The organism is uncultured Christiangramia sp., assembly GCF_913046405.1.
Taxonomy (GTDB): Bacteria; Bacteroidota; Bacteroidia; order Flavobacteriales; family Flavobacteriaceae; genus Christiangramia; species Christiangramia marina.
The window spans coordinates 21,472-36,570 of sequence record NZ_CAJWRQ010000006.1 but is presented as its reverse complement, the minus strand read 5'-3'; the positions used below and the strand labels follow the sequence as shown (position 1 = coordinate 36,570).

Here is a 15,099-nt window from a genome sequence, read left to right as displayed (position 1 = left end):
TAAGGTTTTTTCAATTGCCATTATTAGTTTGTATACCTCTGAAATTGTTACAGTAAAATCAGCTTATTATCGAGATTGTGCGAAATGTGTTAAAATTAACAAGCTATTAAGGCAATAAACGCCGTAATTTTAGGAAATTTACGTATAAAACCAACTTTGCTATGGGTAAATTCAGTATTCCTATTAAATACGGTGTGGCTGTTGCCGCCGGTCTTATTGCTTATTTTTTAATTCTTTCTCTATTTGATGCTCACAATCAGCCAATTTATAGTTTATTCAATGGGGTGATCATGGCCTACGGGATGTTCGAGGCTGTAAAGCATTACAGACTTCACAAAGGGAATAAATTTAAATATCAGAAAGGCTTTATGGCCAGTTTGCTAACGGGCTTCAATGCTACTATTATATTTACGATCTTCTTCGGAGTTTATTCTACGGAAATAAATCCAGGTTTTTTAGATGATTTAATTACGGTTTGGATTACAGATTACAATACCAGTATAGGTGTGGTCTTATTTGTAGTAGCTGTTATGGGATTTGCTACAAGTTTGGTTCTTACCCTGGCATACATGCAATTATTTAAAGATTCATGGAATACCAAAGAAGCGAAGAAGCACACATTATAAACAATTCTGAAAAGGACAAAAACCTTTGTCAATTAATTAATTAGAATTATATTTGCACCCGCTTGCGTGAAAACGTAAGTGATTTTATTAAGTATTTATATAACTAATTATACGCTATGTACGCAATTGTAGAGATAGCAGGGCAGCAATTTAAAGTTGCAAAAGACCAGAGAGTTTATGTGAATCGCCTAGCAGGTAAAGAAGGAGACAGTATCTCTTTTGATAAGGTACTTCTTACTGCAGATGGAGATAGCATTACTGTTGGCGCCCCGGCTATAGAAGGAGCTTTGGTTGGAGCAAAGATCAACCGTCACCTTAAAGGAGACAAAGTAATCGTTTTCAAGAAGAAAAGACGTAAGGGTTACAGAACCAAAAATGGTCACAGACAAGCACTTACTGAAATTCTTATCGAAGGTATCGATCTTAAAGGTGGATCAAAATCCACTTCAGCTAAGAAAGAAGAGCCTAAGAAGGAAACTAAAAAAGAAGAATCTTCAAACGACCTAAGTCAGAATACAGTTGCAGAACTGAGAGAAATGGCTAAAGATAAAGGTGTTGAAGGATATTCTTCAATGAAAAAAGCAGAATTAATTGCTGCATTAAGCTAGTTTAAACTACTAAAAACGAAATAAAATGGCACATAAAAAAGGAGTTGGTAGTTCCAAGAACGGTAGAGAATCAGAATCGAAACGTTTAGGCGTGAAGATCTTTGGTGGACAAGCTGCTGTTGCGGGAAATATTATCGTAAGACAAAGAGGTACTGCTCACCGTCCAGGTGATAACGTATACGCTGGAAAAGATCATACTTTACACGCTAAAGTTGACGGATTAGTGAAATTCACTAAGAAAAAAGATGATAAATCTTATGTTTCTATCGAGCCTTTTCAGGCATAGTTAGATTCAAAATTATATTGGAACCCTCTTCAGAAATGTAGAGGGTTTTTTATTTCCTCTAATTAAATTGTTTAACTTTGCAATGTAAATAATAAACAGAATTATGATCGCAGAAGAATATGAATTAGATGAGAGGCAGATAGATCGAATAATCGCCATGGCCTGGGAAGACAGAACTACCTTCGAAGCTATCGAATTTCAGTTCGGTTTAAAAGAGGAGGAAGTCATTAGGTTTATGCGTGAGCAAATGCATCCTAGGAACTGGAGAAAATGGAGAGCACGCGTTCAGGGTAGAAAGACAAAACACGAGAAGCTAAGAAGTGATGACGTTAGCAGATTCAAAAGTAAAGCTCAGCGTCAAATCACAGGTAATAGGATTAGCAAGAAGAAATATTAGGGCTAACTACTCGAAACAAAAAATCCCCGGGCAGCGGGGATTTTTCAAAAAACCAAACAAAAAAAGGGTCATCAATTCAAAGAGAATGTACTAATTAAATTAATCTCGTTACCCTTATAGGAATATTGGGATAGTGTATTATCCCCGATCATTAGCAGCTTGTCATCAAGAGGAATGACATCATAGGTGTTAATGTTCGTAAATTGATCTACAAGACTAAGATCGGGGGTGTTTTTAGTATCAAATATTTTTAGCCCTTCATCGCCATCGCAAACAAAAAGCCAGTCATCCTTTACGCCTAAGCCAAAGGGATTATTCATTTCGTAGGAACTTACGATTCTTGGGTTGTTCTTGTCTGAAACATCAACGACATCTAACTGATTAAAATTTTGTCCGCAATTGTTTCCGCCACGAATGGTCACGTATGCGTAATTGTCTTTTACTACGACAGGATCACATCCCAGTACGTGCTGAAGGAAAGAAACCTGCTGTGGAGACTCTGGGTTCTCAAGATCATAGATATACATTCCAGTCGCACTACCCAGATAAAGATGATCCTGATAATGGAAGATCGTTTCAATACTCCAGCCAGCATATTCGCTACTTAGCTCAACGGGGTTAGAAGGATTGCTAATGTCTACTACAGAGAGTTCGCTCTCTTCAGCTATATAGAGTAAGTCGTCATTTATTGTAAACCTGGCCATACTTCCGCCGGTACCAGATCCACCACCGTCTGCTTCTGAGAAGAAAGGCTCATTGACCAGATCACCTCTGGCATATTCTATTTTTCGGGATTCAGTGATATAGCCTATAATAACTTCAGTATTATGATCAAAGTTTTCGAAGTCTACGAAACTTACCTGTCCTGGTGGTGGGGTGCGATAGTAATTAGGGAAAATGTCTTTGACCCTGCCTGCTTCTTTAATAGCATTCATGTCACTAAGATCGAAAACTACCAGGTCCATTCCATTATTTGCGTAAAGCATATTATTCCTAATGGCCACATCGGTATTTCGCGGGATCTTCAGAAATTGAACTTTTACGGGATTGAATGGGTCGGTATTGTTGATGATGTGAACACCTTCGTTTTTGTCATTGATAAATATATAATTCTGCCAGGCGTAGATCTTTCCCGATTCTTTGATTTCCCGGGGAGCCTGAATTTCTACGGAAGCACGAAAATCAGCGATGGACTGAGTTACGGGTACTGCAACTGTAGTGAACTCATCATCACTTTCCTCTTCACAGGAAGTGAAGAGGAAAAGTGGTGATAGTAGTAACACAAAAAGTAAATTTTTCATGTGTAATTGTGGTTAGGTATCTGTTAGATGCTATACTTTCGAAAAGGTTGCGTAAGATTTAAGAAAATTTTTTCTGTCACTTTGTCAGAACTCTGTTTAGTTCTATCTTTGCGATTCTAAAAACCCGGAGGTTAGTATAGATTTATGGAGAAGACAATAGACGAGAAAAAACAGGGGAACTCTTTAGTTATGGAGCCTAAGCCTGAAAATACCCGGAAACTTTTTATTGAAAGTTATGGATGCGCAATGAACTTCAGTGATTCAGAAATTGTTGCTTCCATTCTTAGTAAAGAGGGTTTTAATACTACCCAAAAGTTAGAAGAGGCAGATCTTGTTCTGGTAAATACCTGCTCGATTCGTGATAAAGCTGAGCAAACTGTTAGAAAAAGACTGGAAAAATACAATGCGGTAAAAAGAATAAACCCGGGAATGAAAGTGGGAGTGCTGGGCTGTATGGCAGAGCGTCTAAAAAGTAAATTCCTGGAAGAAGAGAAGATCGTGGATATGGTCGTGGGACCAGATGCTTATAAGGATCTGCCAAATCTTGTGAGTGAAATTGAAGAAGGACGTAGTGCGATGAATGTTCTATTAAGTAAGGAGGAAACCTACGGAGATATTTCTCCAGTACGGTTGCAAAGTAATGGTGTTTCAGCATTTGTATCCATTACCCGCGGTTGTGATAATATGTGTACTTTTTGCGTGGTACCGTTTACCCGCGGTCGCGAACGTAGTCGTGATCCTCAAAGTATTCTTGAAGAGGTGAACGATCTGGCAACGAAAGGTTTTAAAGAGATCACCTTATTAGGCCAGAATGTAGATAGTTATCTTTGGTATGGTGGCGGACTCAAAAAAGACTTTAAAAATGCTACCGAAATTCAGAAGGCGACGGCGACAGATTTTTCACAGCTTCTGAAACTTGTTGCAGAAGCACATCCCAAAATGAGAATCAGGTTTTCTACTTCCAATCCGCAGGATATGACGCTGGACGTGATCAAAATGGTTGCAAAATATCCTAACATCTGTAACTATATACATTTACCCGTACAATCTGGAAGTAACCGAATTTTAAAGGCGATGAACAGGCTGCATACCCGTGAAGAATATTTCGAGCTTATTAGAAACATCAGGGAAATGATCCCGAATTGCGGGATTTCCCAGGATATGATCACCGGTTTTCCAACCGAAACTGAAGAAGATCATCAGGATACCTTATCTCTAATGGAGAAGATTACATATGATTTCGGTTTTATGTATGCTTATTCTGAAAGACCCGGAACCATGGCTGAAAGAAAGCTGGAAGATGATGTGCCTCATGAAGTAAAGAAAAGACGCCTTCAGGAGATCGTAGATCTTCAGCAGAAGCATAGCAAACAGAGAACCAGACGCTTCTTAGGTGAAATTACCGAAGTACTGATCGAAAGAGAATCCAAAAAATCTGATCAACACTGGAGTGGTAGAAATTCACAAAATACCGTGGTGGTATTTGACAAGCAAAATTATAAAATCGGTGATTTTGTAAATGTAAAAATAAAGGACTGTACCAGTGCTACTCTTATAGGGGAGCCAGTGGGATATAGTGATAATAATTAACGAGAATAATGACGTTCTTCTCACTTGTACTGAAGAATGTCTAATAATACTGAAGTTTTAAATGGAATCAGTTCAGGCAATTAAACAGCGATTTGGAATTATTGGAGACGATCCAAAACTTAATCGTGCAGTAGAAAAGGCAATTCAGGTTGCACCAACAGATATTTCAGTACTTGTTACCGGAGAAAGTGGTGTAGGTAAGGAAAGTATTCCGAAGATCATACATGCGCTTTCTCATCGTAAACACGGAAAGTATATCGCAGTGAACTGTGGAGCAATTCCTGAAGGAACTATCGATAGTGAACTCTTCGGACACGAAAAAGGTGCATTTACTGGTGCGACTCAAACCCGAAGTGGTTATTTCGAGGTAGCCGATGGTGGAACCATATTTCTTGATGAAGTGGGGGAGTTACCATTGCCAACGCAGGTAAGATTGCTTCGTGTGCTGGAAAATGGTGAATTTATAAAAGTGGGTTCCTCAAAAGTTCAGAAAACCGATGTTCGCATCGTAGCTGCTACGAATATCAATATGTTCGAAAACATCAAAAAGGACAAATTCCGCGAGGATCTCTATTACCGTTTAAGTACGGTTGAAATTGCATTGCCGCCGTTAAGGGAGAGAAAAGGTGATATTCATCTGCTTTTCAGGAAATTTGCTTCAGATTTTGGATTGAAATACAAGATGCCCACGATCAAACTTGATGATGAAGCCGTGGCTTTGTTATTAAAATATCGCTGGGGAGGAAATATTCGGCAGTTACGAAATATTGCAGAACAGGTTTCCGTTCTGGAACAGAAGAGAAATATCAGCGGCGATGAACTAAGGCAATATCTTCCGGATATTGGCAGCAATCTACCCGCAGTAATTTCAGATAAAAAGAAAGAAGGGGATTTCAGCAATGAAAGAGAGATCCTTTATAAGGTCTTGTTCGATATGAAAAGTGACCTGAACGACTTGAAAAAATTAACGCTGAAGTTGATGCAGGAGGGAGACAGCAAGCAGGTTCAGGATGAGAATGAAGGTCTTATCGAAAAGATCTACGGGAATAGCGGAGATGATATCGATGAAGCTGATATTGATGAAGATGAGCTGAATGTGCTGCAAATTCCGCAACAAAATTCTTCTTCACCAAGTCAGGAAGAAAAGGATAAGTATTATTTTGCTGAAGAGATCGAAGAGGAAGAAACACTTTCGCTTCAGGACAAAGAGTTGGAGCTTATCAAAAAGTCGCTGGAAAGACACAGTGGGAAGCGCAAGGCTGCAGCAGAAGAATTAGGAATAAGTGAACGAACTTTATATCGAAAGATCAAACAATACAATCTATAATTAATGACGAGATTTCTTAGCATTATCACGGTATTACTGATGAGTTTGAGCTTATCTTCCTGTATGTCATATTCTTTTACGGGAGCTGACACTGGAGACGCCGAAACATTTCAGGTAAATTTCTTCCAGAATAATGCAGATCTTGTGGAACCGGGAATAGACCGTGCCTTTACGATCTCTTTGCAGGACCTTATTCAGAATCAAACAAGTTTGAGTCTTACCAATACCAATGGGGATTTGATCTTTGAAGGTGAGATCACACAGTTCTATGTGTCGCCAATGTCTGCAACTGCTGAAAATACCGCTGCGCAAAGTAGACTGACCATTGCGGTAAACGTTCGTTATTACAATACACTGGAACCGGAAAAGGATTTTGAAAAGCGTTTTTCTTTCTATTATGATTATCCGGCACAGCAACAATTGATCGGGGCAAACCTGGAGACGGCACTGGACGAGATATATACGAGAATTACGCAGGATATTTTTAACGCAGCGCTTACCGACTGGTAATGGAAAAAAAAGCACTCATCGATTTATTAAATTCTCCTGCGGAAATTACTAAAGAACAAACGCGGGAACTGGAAATTTTGCTTGAGAAAGCACCTTATTTTCAGGCGGGTCGGGCTATAAGGCTGAAGGGGCTGAAAGAACATCAGGAATTCAGTTACAATTCAGCATTAAAGAAAACAGCGGCATATACCACAGACCGTGATATTCTTTTTGATTTTATTACTTCTGAAGAATTTAATCAAAACACGATCGCACGACAGATCAGGCAGCAGGAAGACCGACTGAAGGAAATGACGGTCTACGAACATGAAGAAGTTCATGGAAGGCGAAGCATAGATTTGGATGACGCAATCAAAATGAAGCAGTCTGAATCTGAACGCGTTATGGATCCTGCTTTGTTCGAGCGTGCTCAGATGAAAGATAGTTCTTCAGATGTTGAGGTTGCCAGTGGATCTTCCGAAGAAGAGAACCTGGAGATTGGAAAACCTCTGGAGTTTGATCAAAAGGAATCACATTCATTTTCAGAATGGTTAAAATTAACCAAGGCAGAACCTGTAAAAAGAGAAAACGAGGCAGAAGAACCTGAAAACGAAGATCGCCAGAGAAAATTTGATCTTATTGAAGAGTTTATTGCTAAAAATCCTAAGATCAAACCGGTAAAATCTGTATCCAAAAGCAATCTTGCCGAAGATTCTATGACCAGCCAGGAATCTCTGATGACAGAGACTTTAGCGCGTGTTTACCTCGAGCAAAAAAACTATAAAAAAGCCATTCAGGCATATAAAATATTAATTTTGAAAAATCCCGAAAAAAGTGGTTTCTTTGCAGACCAAATTCGGGCAATAGAAAAATTACAAGACACTAATAACGATTAAGAATGAGCACATTCACTATATTTTTAGCTTTAATAATTATCGTAGCATTTTTGCTGGTAGTTGTGATCATGGTTCAAAACCCTAAGGGTGGAGGATTATCTTCTTCTTTTGGTGGCGGAGGTCAGCAAATGGGAGGAGTTAAAAAGACGACAGACTTTTTAGATAAATCTACCTGGACTCTTGCAACTTTATTGCTTGTTTTGATCCTACTTTCTAACGTAGCTATTATGGATAAGCCGGCAGAAGCTGGAACAAGGGTTTTCGAAAGTGACGAACCTGTAAATACTGAAATACCTGCAGCTCAACCAGCGACACAAACTGACAGTGAGCAGTAGATAAGATACTCAACAACATTTGTAAATGCCAGCTTATGACAAGCTGGCATTTTTTTTTGCCTTATGGCAGAGAAATAGAGCTGGCATAATTTTAGAAATATGTCTCCCGTATTTGAAAATTAATTAACCTAATAATAAAATTTAATAAAATGGGACTAAACATTAAGCCTCTTTCAGACAGGGTTGTAATTGAGCCTGTTGCTGCAGAAAACAAGACTGCTTCTGGTATCATTATTCCTGAGACAGCTAAAGAAAAACCTCAAAAAGGTAAAGTTGTAGCTGTTGGTGGAGGTACCAAAGATCATGAGATGACAGTTAAAGAAGGTGATACAGTTCTTTACGGTAAATATGCCGGAACAGAGCTAAAGCTGGAAGGAACAGATTATCTGATCATGCGAGAAGATGATATACTAGCGATAGTATAAGTTTCACTTCAATTTTCCAGCAGCCGCTGGAGTTTATAATCTAGAAATTAATTAACCAATTATTCTGTAGTCTAACTATAGAAAATTAAAAATAATAAAAATGGCAAAAGATATAAAATTTGACATTCAGGCTCGTAATGGGATCAAACGTGGTGTTGATGCATTAGCGAACGCTGTAAAAGTAACTTTAGGACCTAAAGGTCGTAATGTAATTATTAGTAAATCTTTTGGGGCACCAACGGTTACTAAGGATGGTGTAACTGTAGCAAAGGAGATCGAACTTGAAGATCCTCTAGAAAATATGGGAGCTCAGATGGTGAAGGAAGTAGCTTCTAAAACCAACGATCTTGCTGGTGATGGTACAACTACTGCTACCGTTCTTGCTCAGGCTATTGTAAAAGAAGGTTTAAAGAACGTTGCTGCAGGTGCAAACCCAATGGATCTGAAACGTGGTATCGACAAAGCTGTTGAATCTCTTACTGCAGATCTTGCGAAGCAAACTAAAGAAGTAGGTGATTCTTCAGAAAAAATTAAGCAGGTGGCATCTATTTCTGCTAACAACGATGATGTTATTGGTGATTTGATCGCTCAGGCATTCGGAAAAGTTGGTAAAGAAGGTGTTATTACTGTAGAAGAAGCTAAAGGAACAGAGACTTATGTTGATGTTGTAGAAGGAATGCAGTTCGATAGAGGATACCTATCTCCTTACTTCGTAACAAATTCTGAGAAAATGACGGCAGATCTTGAAGATCCATATATCCTTCTTTTTGACAAGAAGATCTCTTCTATGAAAGATTTGCTTCCTGTATTAGAGCCAGTGGCTCAGTCTGGAAAGCCTTTATTGATCATTGCTGAAGATGTTGATGGTGAAGCTCTTGCTACACTGGTAGTTAACAAACTTCGTGGATCATTGAAAATCGCTGCAGTGAAAGCCCCAGGATTTGGTGACCGTAGAAAAGCAATGCTGGAAGATATCGCAATCCTTACCGGTGGTACTGTAATTTCTGAAGAAAGAGGATTTACTTTAGAGAATGCTACGATCGATATGTTGGGTACTGCTGAAAAAGTAGCGATCGACAAGGATAATACTACCATCGTAAACGGAGCTGGAAACAATGATGATATCCAGAGCAGAGTAAACCAGATCAAATCTCAGATCGAGTCTACTACTTCAGATTATGATAGAGAAAAGCTTCAGGAGCGTCTGGCTAAATTAGCTGGTGGTGTTGCCGTACTTTACGTTGGTGCAGCTTCAGAAGTTGAAATGAAAGAAAAGAAAGATAGAGTAGATGATGCTCTTCACGCAACCAGAGCGGCTGTAGAAGAAGGTATCGTTGCAGGTGGTGGTGTTGCATTGGTTAGAGCTCAGGCTGTACTTAGCAAAATCAAAACTGAAAATGCTGATGAAGCAACTGGAGTACAGATCGTTTCCAAAGCTATCGAATCTCCATTAAGAACTATCGTGCAAAACGCTGGTGGTGAAGGTTCAGTAGTGATCAACAAAGTATTGGAAGGTAAAAATGACTTCGGATATGATGCCAAGACAGATACTTATGTAGATATGCTGAAAGCTGGTATTATCGATCCTAAGAAAGTAACCAGAGTAGCATTGGAAAATGCAGCTTCAGTTGCTGGAATGATCCTTACAACCGAATGTGCGCTTATTGATATTCCGGAAGACAATGCCGGAGGTGGAATGCCACAAGGAATGGGCGGCGGTATGCCAGGAATGATGTAATCATTATTCATATAATCAGGAAACCCGGCAATTTGCCGGGTTTTTTTATTTGGGGTTTTTGATCATTTCGTAAGAATTTAAAACCACCTACCCTGAGATTTATCCCGTATTCAAAATAGGCTTCCAGACAGGCCAGGAAATTTGCCTGACCTTCTGAGTTTCTACCGAGCCAGGCAATCCCTTGAGCGTCATTTTGCATTCCTTCTTCTGCAACTGAAACCAATGTTTGGTTTTTTTAGTTTCAGTAAGTTCGAAAGTTACCGTGGTAATGTCTTTTTTCGCACCTTCCCAGGTTAGTATTATAATTCGGGATACTCCACTTTAAGCACTTCAACAGAGAAATCACCAAACTTGAATTCCGGGAATTTTCAGGAGATTTGCTTACCTGCTTCGAGATCTGAACTTGCTTCAGAAATAAAAAAATTTGCTCAATTCCTTCCGTTTTGTTTTCGTATAGATTACATTTTTTTTTGCGACCTGTATCATTAAACTGATTCTAAGCTTCTCTGGATTCTTCATAAACTGATTTATCGCTTTCTTATTTGACTTTTGCTAAGAGGAAATAATCTATATCTTCAGCTTTTTGAAATATATGAATTCCAGATTCAAAATAATAGCGCTAGTAGCGGGGCCACTTCTTTATGTTATTTTACAATTGTTAGGTACACCTAGTTCTATGCCTGAAGCAGCATTTGATGTTCTCTGTATAACTTTGTGGATGGCGATCTGGTGGGTTTCGGAAGCAATTCCCATTGCGGTAACTGCTCTACTGCCCATTATACTTTTTCCACTCACGGGAGCAGGGAGTATAGAAGATACCACTGCAGCATTCGGTCACAAATATGTCTTCCTATACTTAGGTGGATTCATACTCGCAGTGGCTATCGAAAGGTGGGGTTTACATAGAAGGATCGCCTTAAATATCATTCAGTTCATAGGTGCTGATATTAAAAAGATCATTTTGGGATTTATGGTGGCAACAGCATTTCTATCCATGTGGATTAGCAATACTGCTACTTCGGTAATGATGCTTCCTATCGGGACTGCAATTATCAGTCAGTTAAAGGACAACCCGGCAAGTGAGGAAAATGAAAACATGATTTTTGGAAAAGCCCTTATGTTAGCTATTGCTTACAGTGCATCTATAGGTGGAGTGGCAACACTCATTGGAACTCCTCCAAACCTGGTTTTTGCTGGAATCGTTGAAGAAATATATGGGGTTGAGATTAGCTTTACGAAATGGATCATTCTGGGCTTGCCTGTTTCTATCATTCTACTTTTTATATGCTGGAAGTATCTTACCAGCAAAGCTTTTAGTTTTACACAAACTGAATTTCCGGGAGGGAAGGCAGAGATCGACCGACTTAAAACTGAACTGGGTCACATGAGCATACAGGAGAAAAGAGTTTTAGCAGTTTTTGCTATTACTGCATTTTGCTGGATTAGCAGAAGCTATCTCTTACAGCCAGTATTGCCGTTCATAGACGATACCATTATCGCGATGATCGCGGCTGTAGCTCTGTTTCTAATTCCTGCAGGTAAGAGCAACAGAAAACTGGTTACCTGGGAAGAAGCGGTTAAAATTCCCTGGGGAATTATTTTATTATTTGGAGGAGGAATGGCACTCGCAAAAGGTTTTGGTGAAAGCGGTCTGGCAATCTGGATAGGAGAGCAACTAAAGAATCTTGAAAATTTACCATTATTGTTACTTGTGGTTGTATTGATTGCTGCAGTAAATTTTCTTACCGAAGTCACCTCAAACCTGGCCACCACAGCTATGTTGCTACCAATTCTTGCATCAATGGCTATCGCATTGAATCTACATCCCTATTTCTTGATGGTTGGCGCGACACTGGCAGCATCATGTGCATTTATGCTTCCTGTGGCAACTCCGCCGAACGCGGTGGTATTTGGTTCAGGTTATCTTAGGATTCCAGATATGATTAAAACAGGTATATGGATGAATATAGTCAGCATAGTATTGCTAAGTCTGATAGTCTATTTCCTACTGCCGTATTTATGGAGTTTTGATCCGGAGGTAATTCCGCAGAAATTTTTAAGAGATAGATCTTAGTTTTCTTCGAATTCTTCTTCTTTGATACTTGCCTTGGTTTGCAGGAAATACTTAGGACTCACACCATATTTCTCTTTGAAAATTTTAGAGAAGTAACTACGATTGTTGAGTCCGATAGATGTTACAATTTCTGAGATGTTCTTTTCTGAAAGTTTCAGCATTTCTTTGGCAGCTTCTAATTTAATATGCTGCATATATTTATTTACAGTAAGATCGTAAACATACTTAAAGCCTTCCTGAAGTTTATTTACATTAGTTCCAGCCTCTTTCGCCAGGGTTTCTACGGAAAGATTTGTGCTAAGATCACCCTGAATTCTTTTGACAACATAGTTTACCTTTTCAATATCAGACTTTCTTAGGATCTTTGGCAGGTTCTCGCCATTCTCATCATCCTGATACTGGTCTATCTGAATAGTAAGCATTTCAAACGCTTTACCTTCCAGAAACAGGTTACGAAGAAATCCTGTAAAATCTTTGGTATTGATCTCGTCCATTAAGTCTGCCGACTTAATACTATAATTCCCCTGATAGAAAAATTGCTTTTTCGAAACTGAATCTTTAAATAGCTGCTTTAGGGTTGGATCAAGATCTTTAAAATCATAATTGGACCGATGTGCAAAGACAGATCTAATGATCTCCAGGCTTGAAACATGCGTTTGGACATCTTTTTTGAAATATAATATATGTCCGTCATAACCACTGCTGCTCACAACGATGTTCTGGTAGGTGTCAATACTATGCTCATCATCACTATGCTGAAAGCAATGACTAATACTCCCTTCAGAGCAAAAAATAAATTTTAAGGGGTGTACGGTATTTAGAGAGAAATGAATTTCAACATCCTGCGAAAATTTACAATTGTAGGTAATATAGCCCATGCCGGAGTCAAAACTGATGCCTCGAATAGTACCTTCACCATACTCTGAAGGAATTTCAACTAGAAGTTCGCCGCTACGATTTTGTATATCTGCATCCAGCGATTGCGCTATATTTTGCACAATTTCATTAACCGGTAGCGTTTGAACATCAATTCTCATATAAATACAACTTATTTTTTCGCCTAATAAGATAGGCTTTTTACAGATAAAAATCTTAAAATCTTCGTTCGTAAAATTAATATATGTGTGAAAAAATTAAGAATTTGGAATAGAGAATCTGTCAATAGAGATAATGGTTATGCGAAAAACGTTAGTGTTATGGATAGTTTTAGAAGCAAAGAGTAATTCTTGAACTAATTTTGGGAAATTGGTTAAATTGAAAAAATTTGTTAAAAACAAAAGCCTGATTCCATAGGCTAGGAATTTGGTTTATTTTTCAGTAAAACTATAATTATGAATAAAGATAAAGACAGATCATCGCCTGTACCTAAGGAAGATCGTGACAGCGAACAAAAAGTCAATCAATCTACAGAAACCAGAACTCAGAATTCCAGTTCTAAGTTATGGATAGTAATCGCGATAGTAGCCTTATTCTTACTCATTATTCTTTCTATAACCGGAGTCTTATAGTTTAAAACTGTAGCTTCGGTTTTTTCGTAATTATTAGTATTAACACATATAAGAAAATAGTAAATGGCTAAAAACTATTATGATCCTGCAGACCTTAGAAAATTTGGAGAGATTACTGAATGGAGCGAAGAGCTTGGAAATAAGTTTTTTGACTACTACGGTAAAGTGTTCGAAGAAGGAGCGCTTTCTGCCCGTGAAAAGTCATTGATCGCCCTTGCGGTAGCGCATGTTGTAAAATGTCCTTATTGTATCGATGCATATACCAAGGATGGATTACAACGTGGTATTACCAAGGAAGAGATGATGGAAGCTGTTCATGCTGGTGCTGCTATTGAAAGTGGAGCTACACTTGTACATGGTGTCCAAATGATGAATAAATACAAAAAGCTAAGTATGTAAGTTTTTTCTGAAATGAAGAACTAAACATACGTAGAAACAACCATATGATCACAAAATCCCTGAAGGCGCGTAAGGATGATCTTTCAAGCCCTAAGAACCAGTTAAAATTTTTAAGCAAAGGCATATTTGAAGAAGGCGAACTCCCGTATTTCCGGGATAAGATCGCAGAAACTTACAATCTGCCATTTAAACCCAAAAAACTCGAAATCTTACAGCTTAATCTTGGTTATATGTGTAATCAGGTTTGTTCTCATTGCCATGTAGATGCTGGTCCCGATCGTAAGGAGATCATGACGGTAGAAACCATGAAACAATGTCTGGAAGTTATCAAGAATACCGGAGCGCATACGTTGGACCTTACTGGTGGTGCCCCTGAAATGAATCCGAATTTTAGATGGTTTGTGGAAGAAGCTGCGAAAGCAGGGATTCAGGATTTCATTGTTAGATCAAACCTAACGATCATTCTCGCCAACAAGAAGTATCACGACCTACCGGAATTCTTTAAGAAACATAATGTCCACGTGGTTTCTTCATTGCCATTCTATAAAAGAGAAAAAACCGATAAGCAAAGAGGTAGTGGTGTTTTTGATAAATCTATCAAGGCGCTGCAAATGCTGAACGCTGTAGGTTATGCGCAGGAAGGCACAGGTCTAAAACTGGATCTGGTCTATAATCCCTCAGGTGCATTTTTACCAACAGATCAACAGGCGATGGAGCAGGACTTCAAAAAAGCTTTAAAAGAAGATTTTAATATCGATTTTGGCAGTCTGTTCGCAATTACAAATTTACCCATTAGCCGATTCCTTGAATACCTTATAGCTTCTGAAAATTATGAAGATTATATGTATGCCCTGGTAGAGGCTTATAATCCTGCAGCCGTTGAAAACGTGATGTGCACCAATACTATCTCTATTAGTTGGGATGGCTGGTTATACGATTGTGATTTTAATCAGATGCTCGAATTAAAAGTAAATTCGAAAGTTCAGCATATCAGTGAATATAATGAGGATATATTGAATGATCGGAATATTATCATTTCACAACATTGCTACGGTTGTACTGCTGGTGCAGGAAGTAGTTGCCAGGGAACAGTAGCTTAA

At 38.7% G+C, this 15,099-nt stretch carries 18 protein-coding genes; 15 read left to right on the top strand and 3 right to left on the bottom strand.

What is annotated here, in order from left to right; genetic code table 11:
- The first annotated feature begins 161 nt into the window (after window positions 1–161).
- From QZ620_RS01565 to QZ620_RS01550, 4 genes are all read left to right on the top strand, one after another.
- Window positions 162–626: a DUF4199 domain-containing protein gene (locus QZ620_RS01565; protein ID WP_141878997.1), complete on the top strand. Its 465-nt coding sequence runs from the start codon at window positions 162–164 to the stop codon at window positions 624–626.
- A gap of 116 nt (window positions 627–742) precedes the next feature.
- Entirely contained in the window at window positions 743–1,234 is a 492-nt protein-coding gene (gene rplU, locus QZ620_RS01560; protein WP_141878996.1) for a 50S ribosomal protein L21, read from the top strand.
- A 25-nt stretch (window positions 1,235–1,259) separates the two neighbouring features.
- Window positions 1,260–1,520 carry a 50S ribosomal protein L27 gene (gene rpmA, locus QZ620_RS01555; protein ID WP_141878995.1) on the top strand — a complete coding sequence of 87 codons (261 nt, stop codon included), beginning with the start codon at window positions 1,260–1,262 and terminating at the stop codon, window positions 1,518–1,520.
- Window positions 1,521–1,623: 103 nt separating this feature from the next.
- Window positions 1,624–1,917: a TIGR03643 family protein gene (locus QZ620_RS01550; RefSeq protein ID WP_185739515.1), complete on the top strand. Its 294-nt coding sequence runs from the start codon at window positions 1,624–1,626 to the stop codon at window positions 1,915–1,917.
- Window positions 1,918–1,988: 71 nt separating this feature from the next.
- Here QZ620_RS01550 and QZ620_RS01545 read toward each other — a convergent pair whose 3' ends face one another.
- Window positions 1,989–3,218, bottom strand: coding sequence for a hypothetical protein (locus QZ620_RS01545; RefSeq protein WP_295178352.1), 1,230 nt, complete (start codon window positions 3,216–3,218; stop codon window positions 1,989–1,991).
- Window positions 3,219–3,362: 144 nt separating this feature from the next.
- Between QZ620_RS01545 and miaB the strand changes: the two genes are divergently transcribed.
- The 7 genes from miaB to groL all read left to right on the top strand — a co-directional run bounded on the left by miaB (window position 3,363) and on the right by groL (window position 10,018).
- Window positions 3,363–4,808: a tRNA (N6-isopentenyl adenosine(37)-C2)-methylthiotransferase MiaB gene (miaB, locus tag QZ620_RS01540; RefSeq protein ID WP_295178350.1), complete on the top strand. Its 1,446-nt coding sequence runs from the start codon at window positions 3,363–3,365 to the stop codon at window positions 4,806–4,808.
- Window positions 4,809–4,869: 61 nt separating this feature from the next.
- Window positions 4,870–6,135 (top strand): sigma-54 dependent transcriptional regulator, encoded by a 1,266-nt coding sequence (locus QZ620_RS01535; RefSeq protein ID WP_295178348.1) that lies wholly within the window; start codon window positions 4,870–4,872, stop codon window positions 6,133–6,135.
- Window positions 6,136–6,138: 3 nt separating this feature from the next.
- Window positions 6,139–6,645 (top strand): LptE family protein, encoded by a 507-nt coding sequence (locus QZ620_RS01530; RefSeq protein ID WP_295178347.1) that lies wholly within the window; start codon window positions 6,139–6,141, stop codon window positions 6,643–6,645.
- On the top strand, window positions 6,645–7,520 hold the full coding sequence (locus QZ620_RS01525; RefSeq protein ID WP_295178345.1) for a hypothetical protein: 876 nt from the start codon (window positions 6,645–6,647) through the stop codon (window positions 7,518–7,520). Before QZ620_RS01530 ends, QZ620_RS01525 begins: the two co-directional genes overlap by 1 nt.
- A gap of 2 nt (window positions 7,521–7,522) precedes the next feature.
- Window positions 7,523–7,855 carry a preprotein translocase subunit SecG gene (gene secG, locus QZ620_RS01520; protein ID WP_295178343.1) on the top strand — a complete coding sequence of 111 codons (333 nt, stop codon included), beginning with the start codon at window positions 7,523–7,525 and terminating at the stop codon, window positions 7,853–7,855.
- A 149-nt stretch (window positions 7,856–8,004) separates the two neighbouring features.
- Complete coding sequence (locus tag QZ620_RS01515; RefSeq protein WP_026913982.1) at window positions 8,005–8,280, top strand: co-chaperone GroES; 276 nt, start codon at window positions 8,005–8,007, stop codon at window positions 8,278–8,280.
- 100 nt (window positions 8,281–8,380) lie between these two features.
- Window positions 8,381–10,018, top strand: a complete 1,638-nt coding sequence (gene groL / locus QZ620_RS01510) for a chaperonin GroEL (protein ID WP_295178339.1) — start codon at window positions 8,381–8,383, stop codon at window positions 10,016–10,018.
- Window positions 10,019–10,025: 7 nt separating this feature from the next.
- Here groL and QZ620_RS01505 read toward each other — a convergent pair whose 3' ends face one another.
- Window positions 10,026–10,241 carry a hypothetical protein gene (locus QZ620_RS01505; RefSeq protein ID WP_295178337.1) on the bottom strand — a complete coding sequence of 72 codons (216 nt, stop codon included), beginning with the start codon at window positions 10,239–10,241 and terminating at the stop codon, window positions 10,026–10,028.
- A 369-nt stretch (window positions 10,242–10,610) separates the two neighbouring features.
- On the opposite strand from QZ620_RS01505, the gene QZ620_RS01500 reads away from it, so the two are divergent.
- Window positions 10,611–12,092 (top strand): SLC13 family permease, encoded by a 1,482-nt coding sequence (locus QZ620_RS01500; protein ID WP_295178335.1) that lies wholly within the window; start codon window positions 10,611–10,613, stop codon window positions 12,090–12,092.
- On the opposite strand, the gene QZ620_RS01495 is transcribed toward QZ620_RS01500, so the two are convergent.
- Entirely contained in the window at window positions 12,089–13,129 is a 1,041-nt protein-coding gene (locus tag QZ620_RS01495) for an AraC family transcriptional regulator (RefSeq protein WP_295178333.1), read from the bottom strand. The two genes, QZ620_RS01500 and QZ620_RS01495, sit on opposite strands and share 4 nt — an antisense overlap.
- Window positions 13,130–13,423: 294 nt before the next feature.
- Between QZ620_RS01495 and QZ620_RS01490 the strand changes: the two genes are divergently transcribed.
- The 3 genes from QZ620_RS01490 (at window position 13,424) to arsS (ending at window position 15,099) form a co-directional block, all read left to right on the top strand.
- Window positions 13,424–13,600, top strand: a complete 177-nt coding sequence (locus QZ620_RS01490) for a hypothetical protein (RefSeq protein ID WP_295178331.1) — start codon at window positions 13,424–13,426, stop codon at window positions 13,598–13,600.
- Between the two features lie 63 nt (window positions 13,601–13,663).
- Window positions 13,664–13,999: an arsenosugar biosynthesis-associated peroxidase-like protein gene (locus QZ620_RS01485; RefSeq protein WP_141878980.1), complete on the top strand. Its 336-nt coding sequence runs from the start codon at window positions 13,664–13,666 to the stop codon at window positions 13,997–13,999.
- Window positions 14,000–14,043: 44 nt separating this feature from the next.
- The gene (gene arsS, locus QZ620_RS01480) at window positions 14,044–15,099 is read left to right on the top strand and encodes an arsenosugar biosynthesis radical SAM (seleno)protein ArsS (protein ID WP_295178328.1); all 1,056 of its coding nucleotides are present in this window, start codon (window positions 14,044–14,046) and stop codon (window positions 15,097–15,099) included.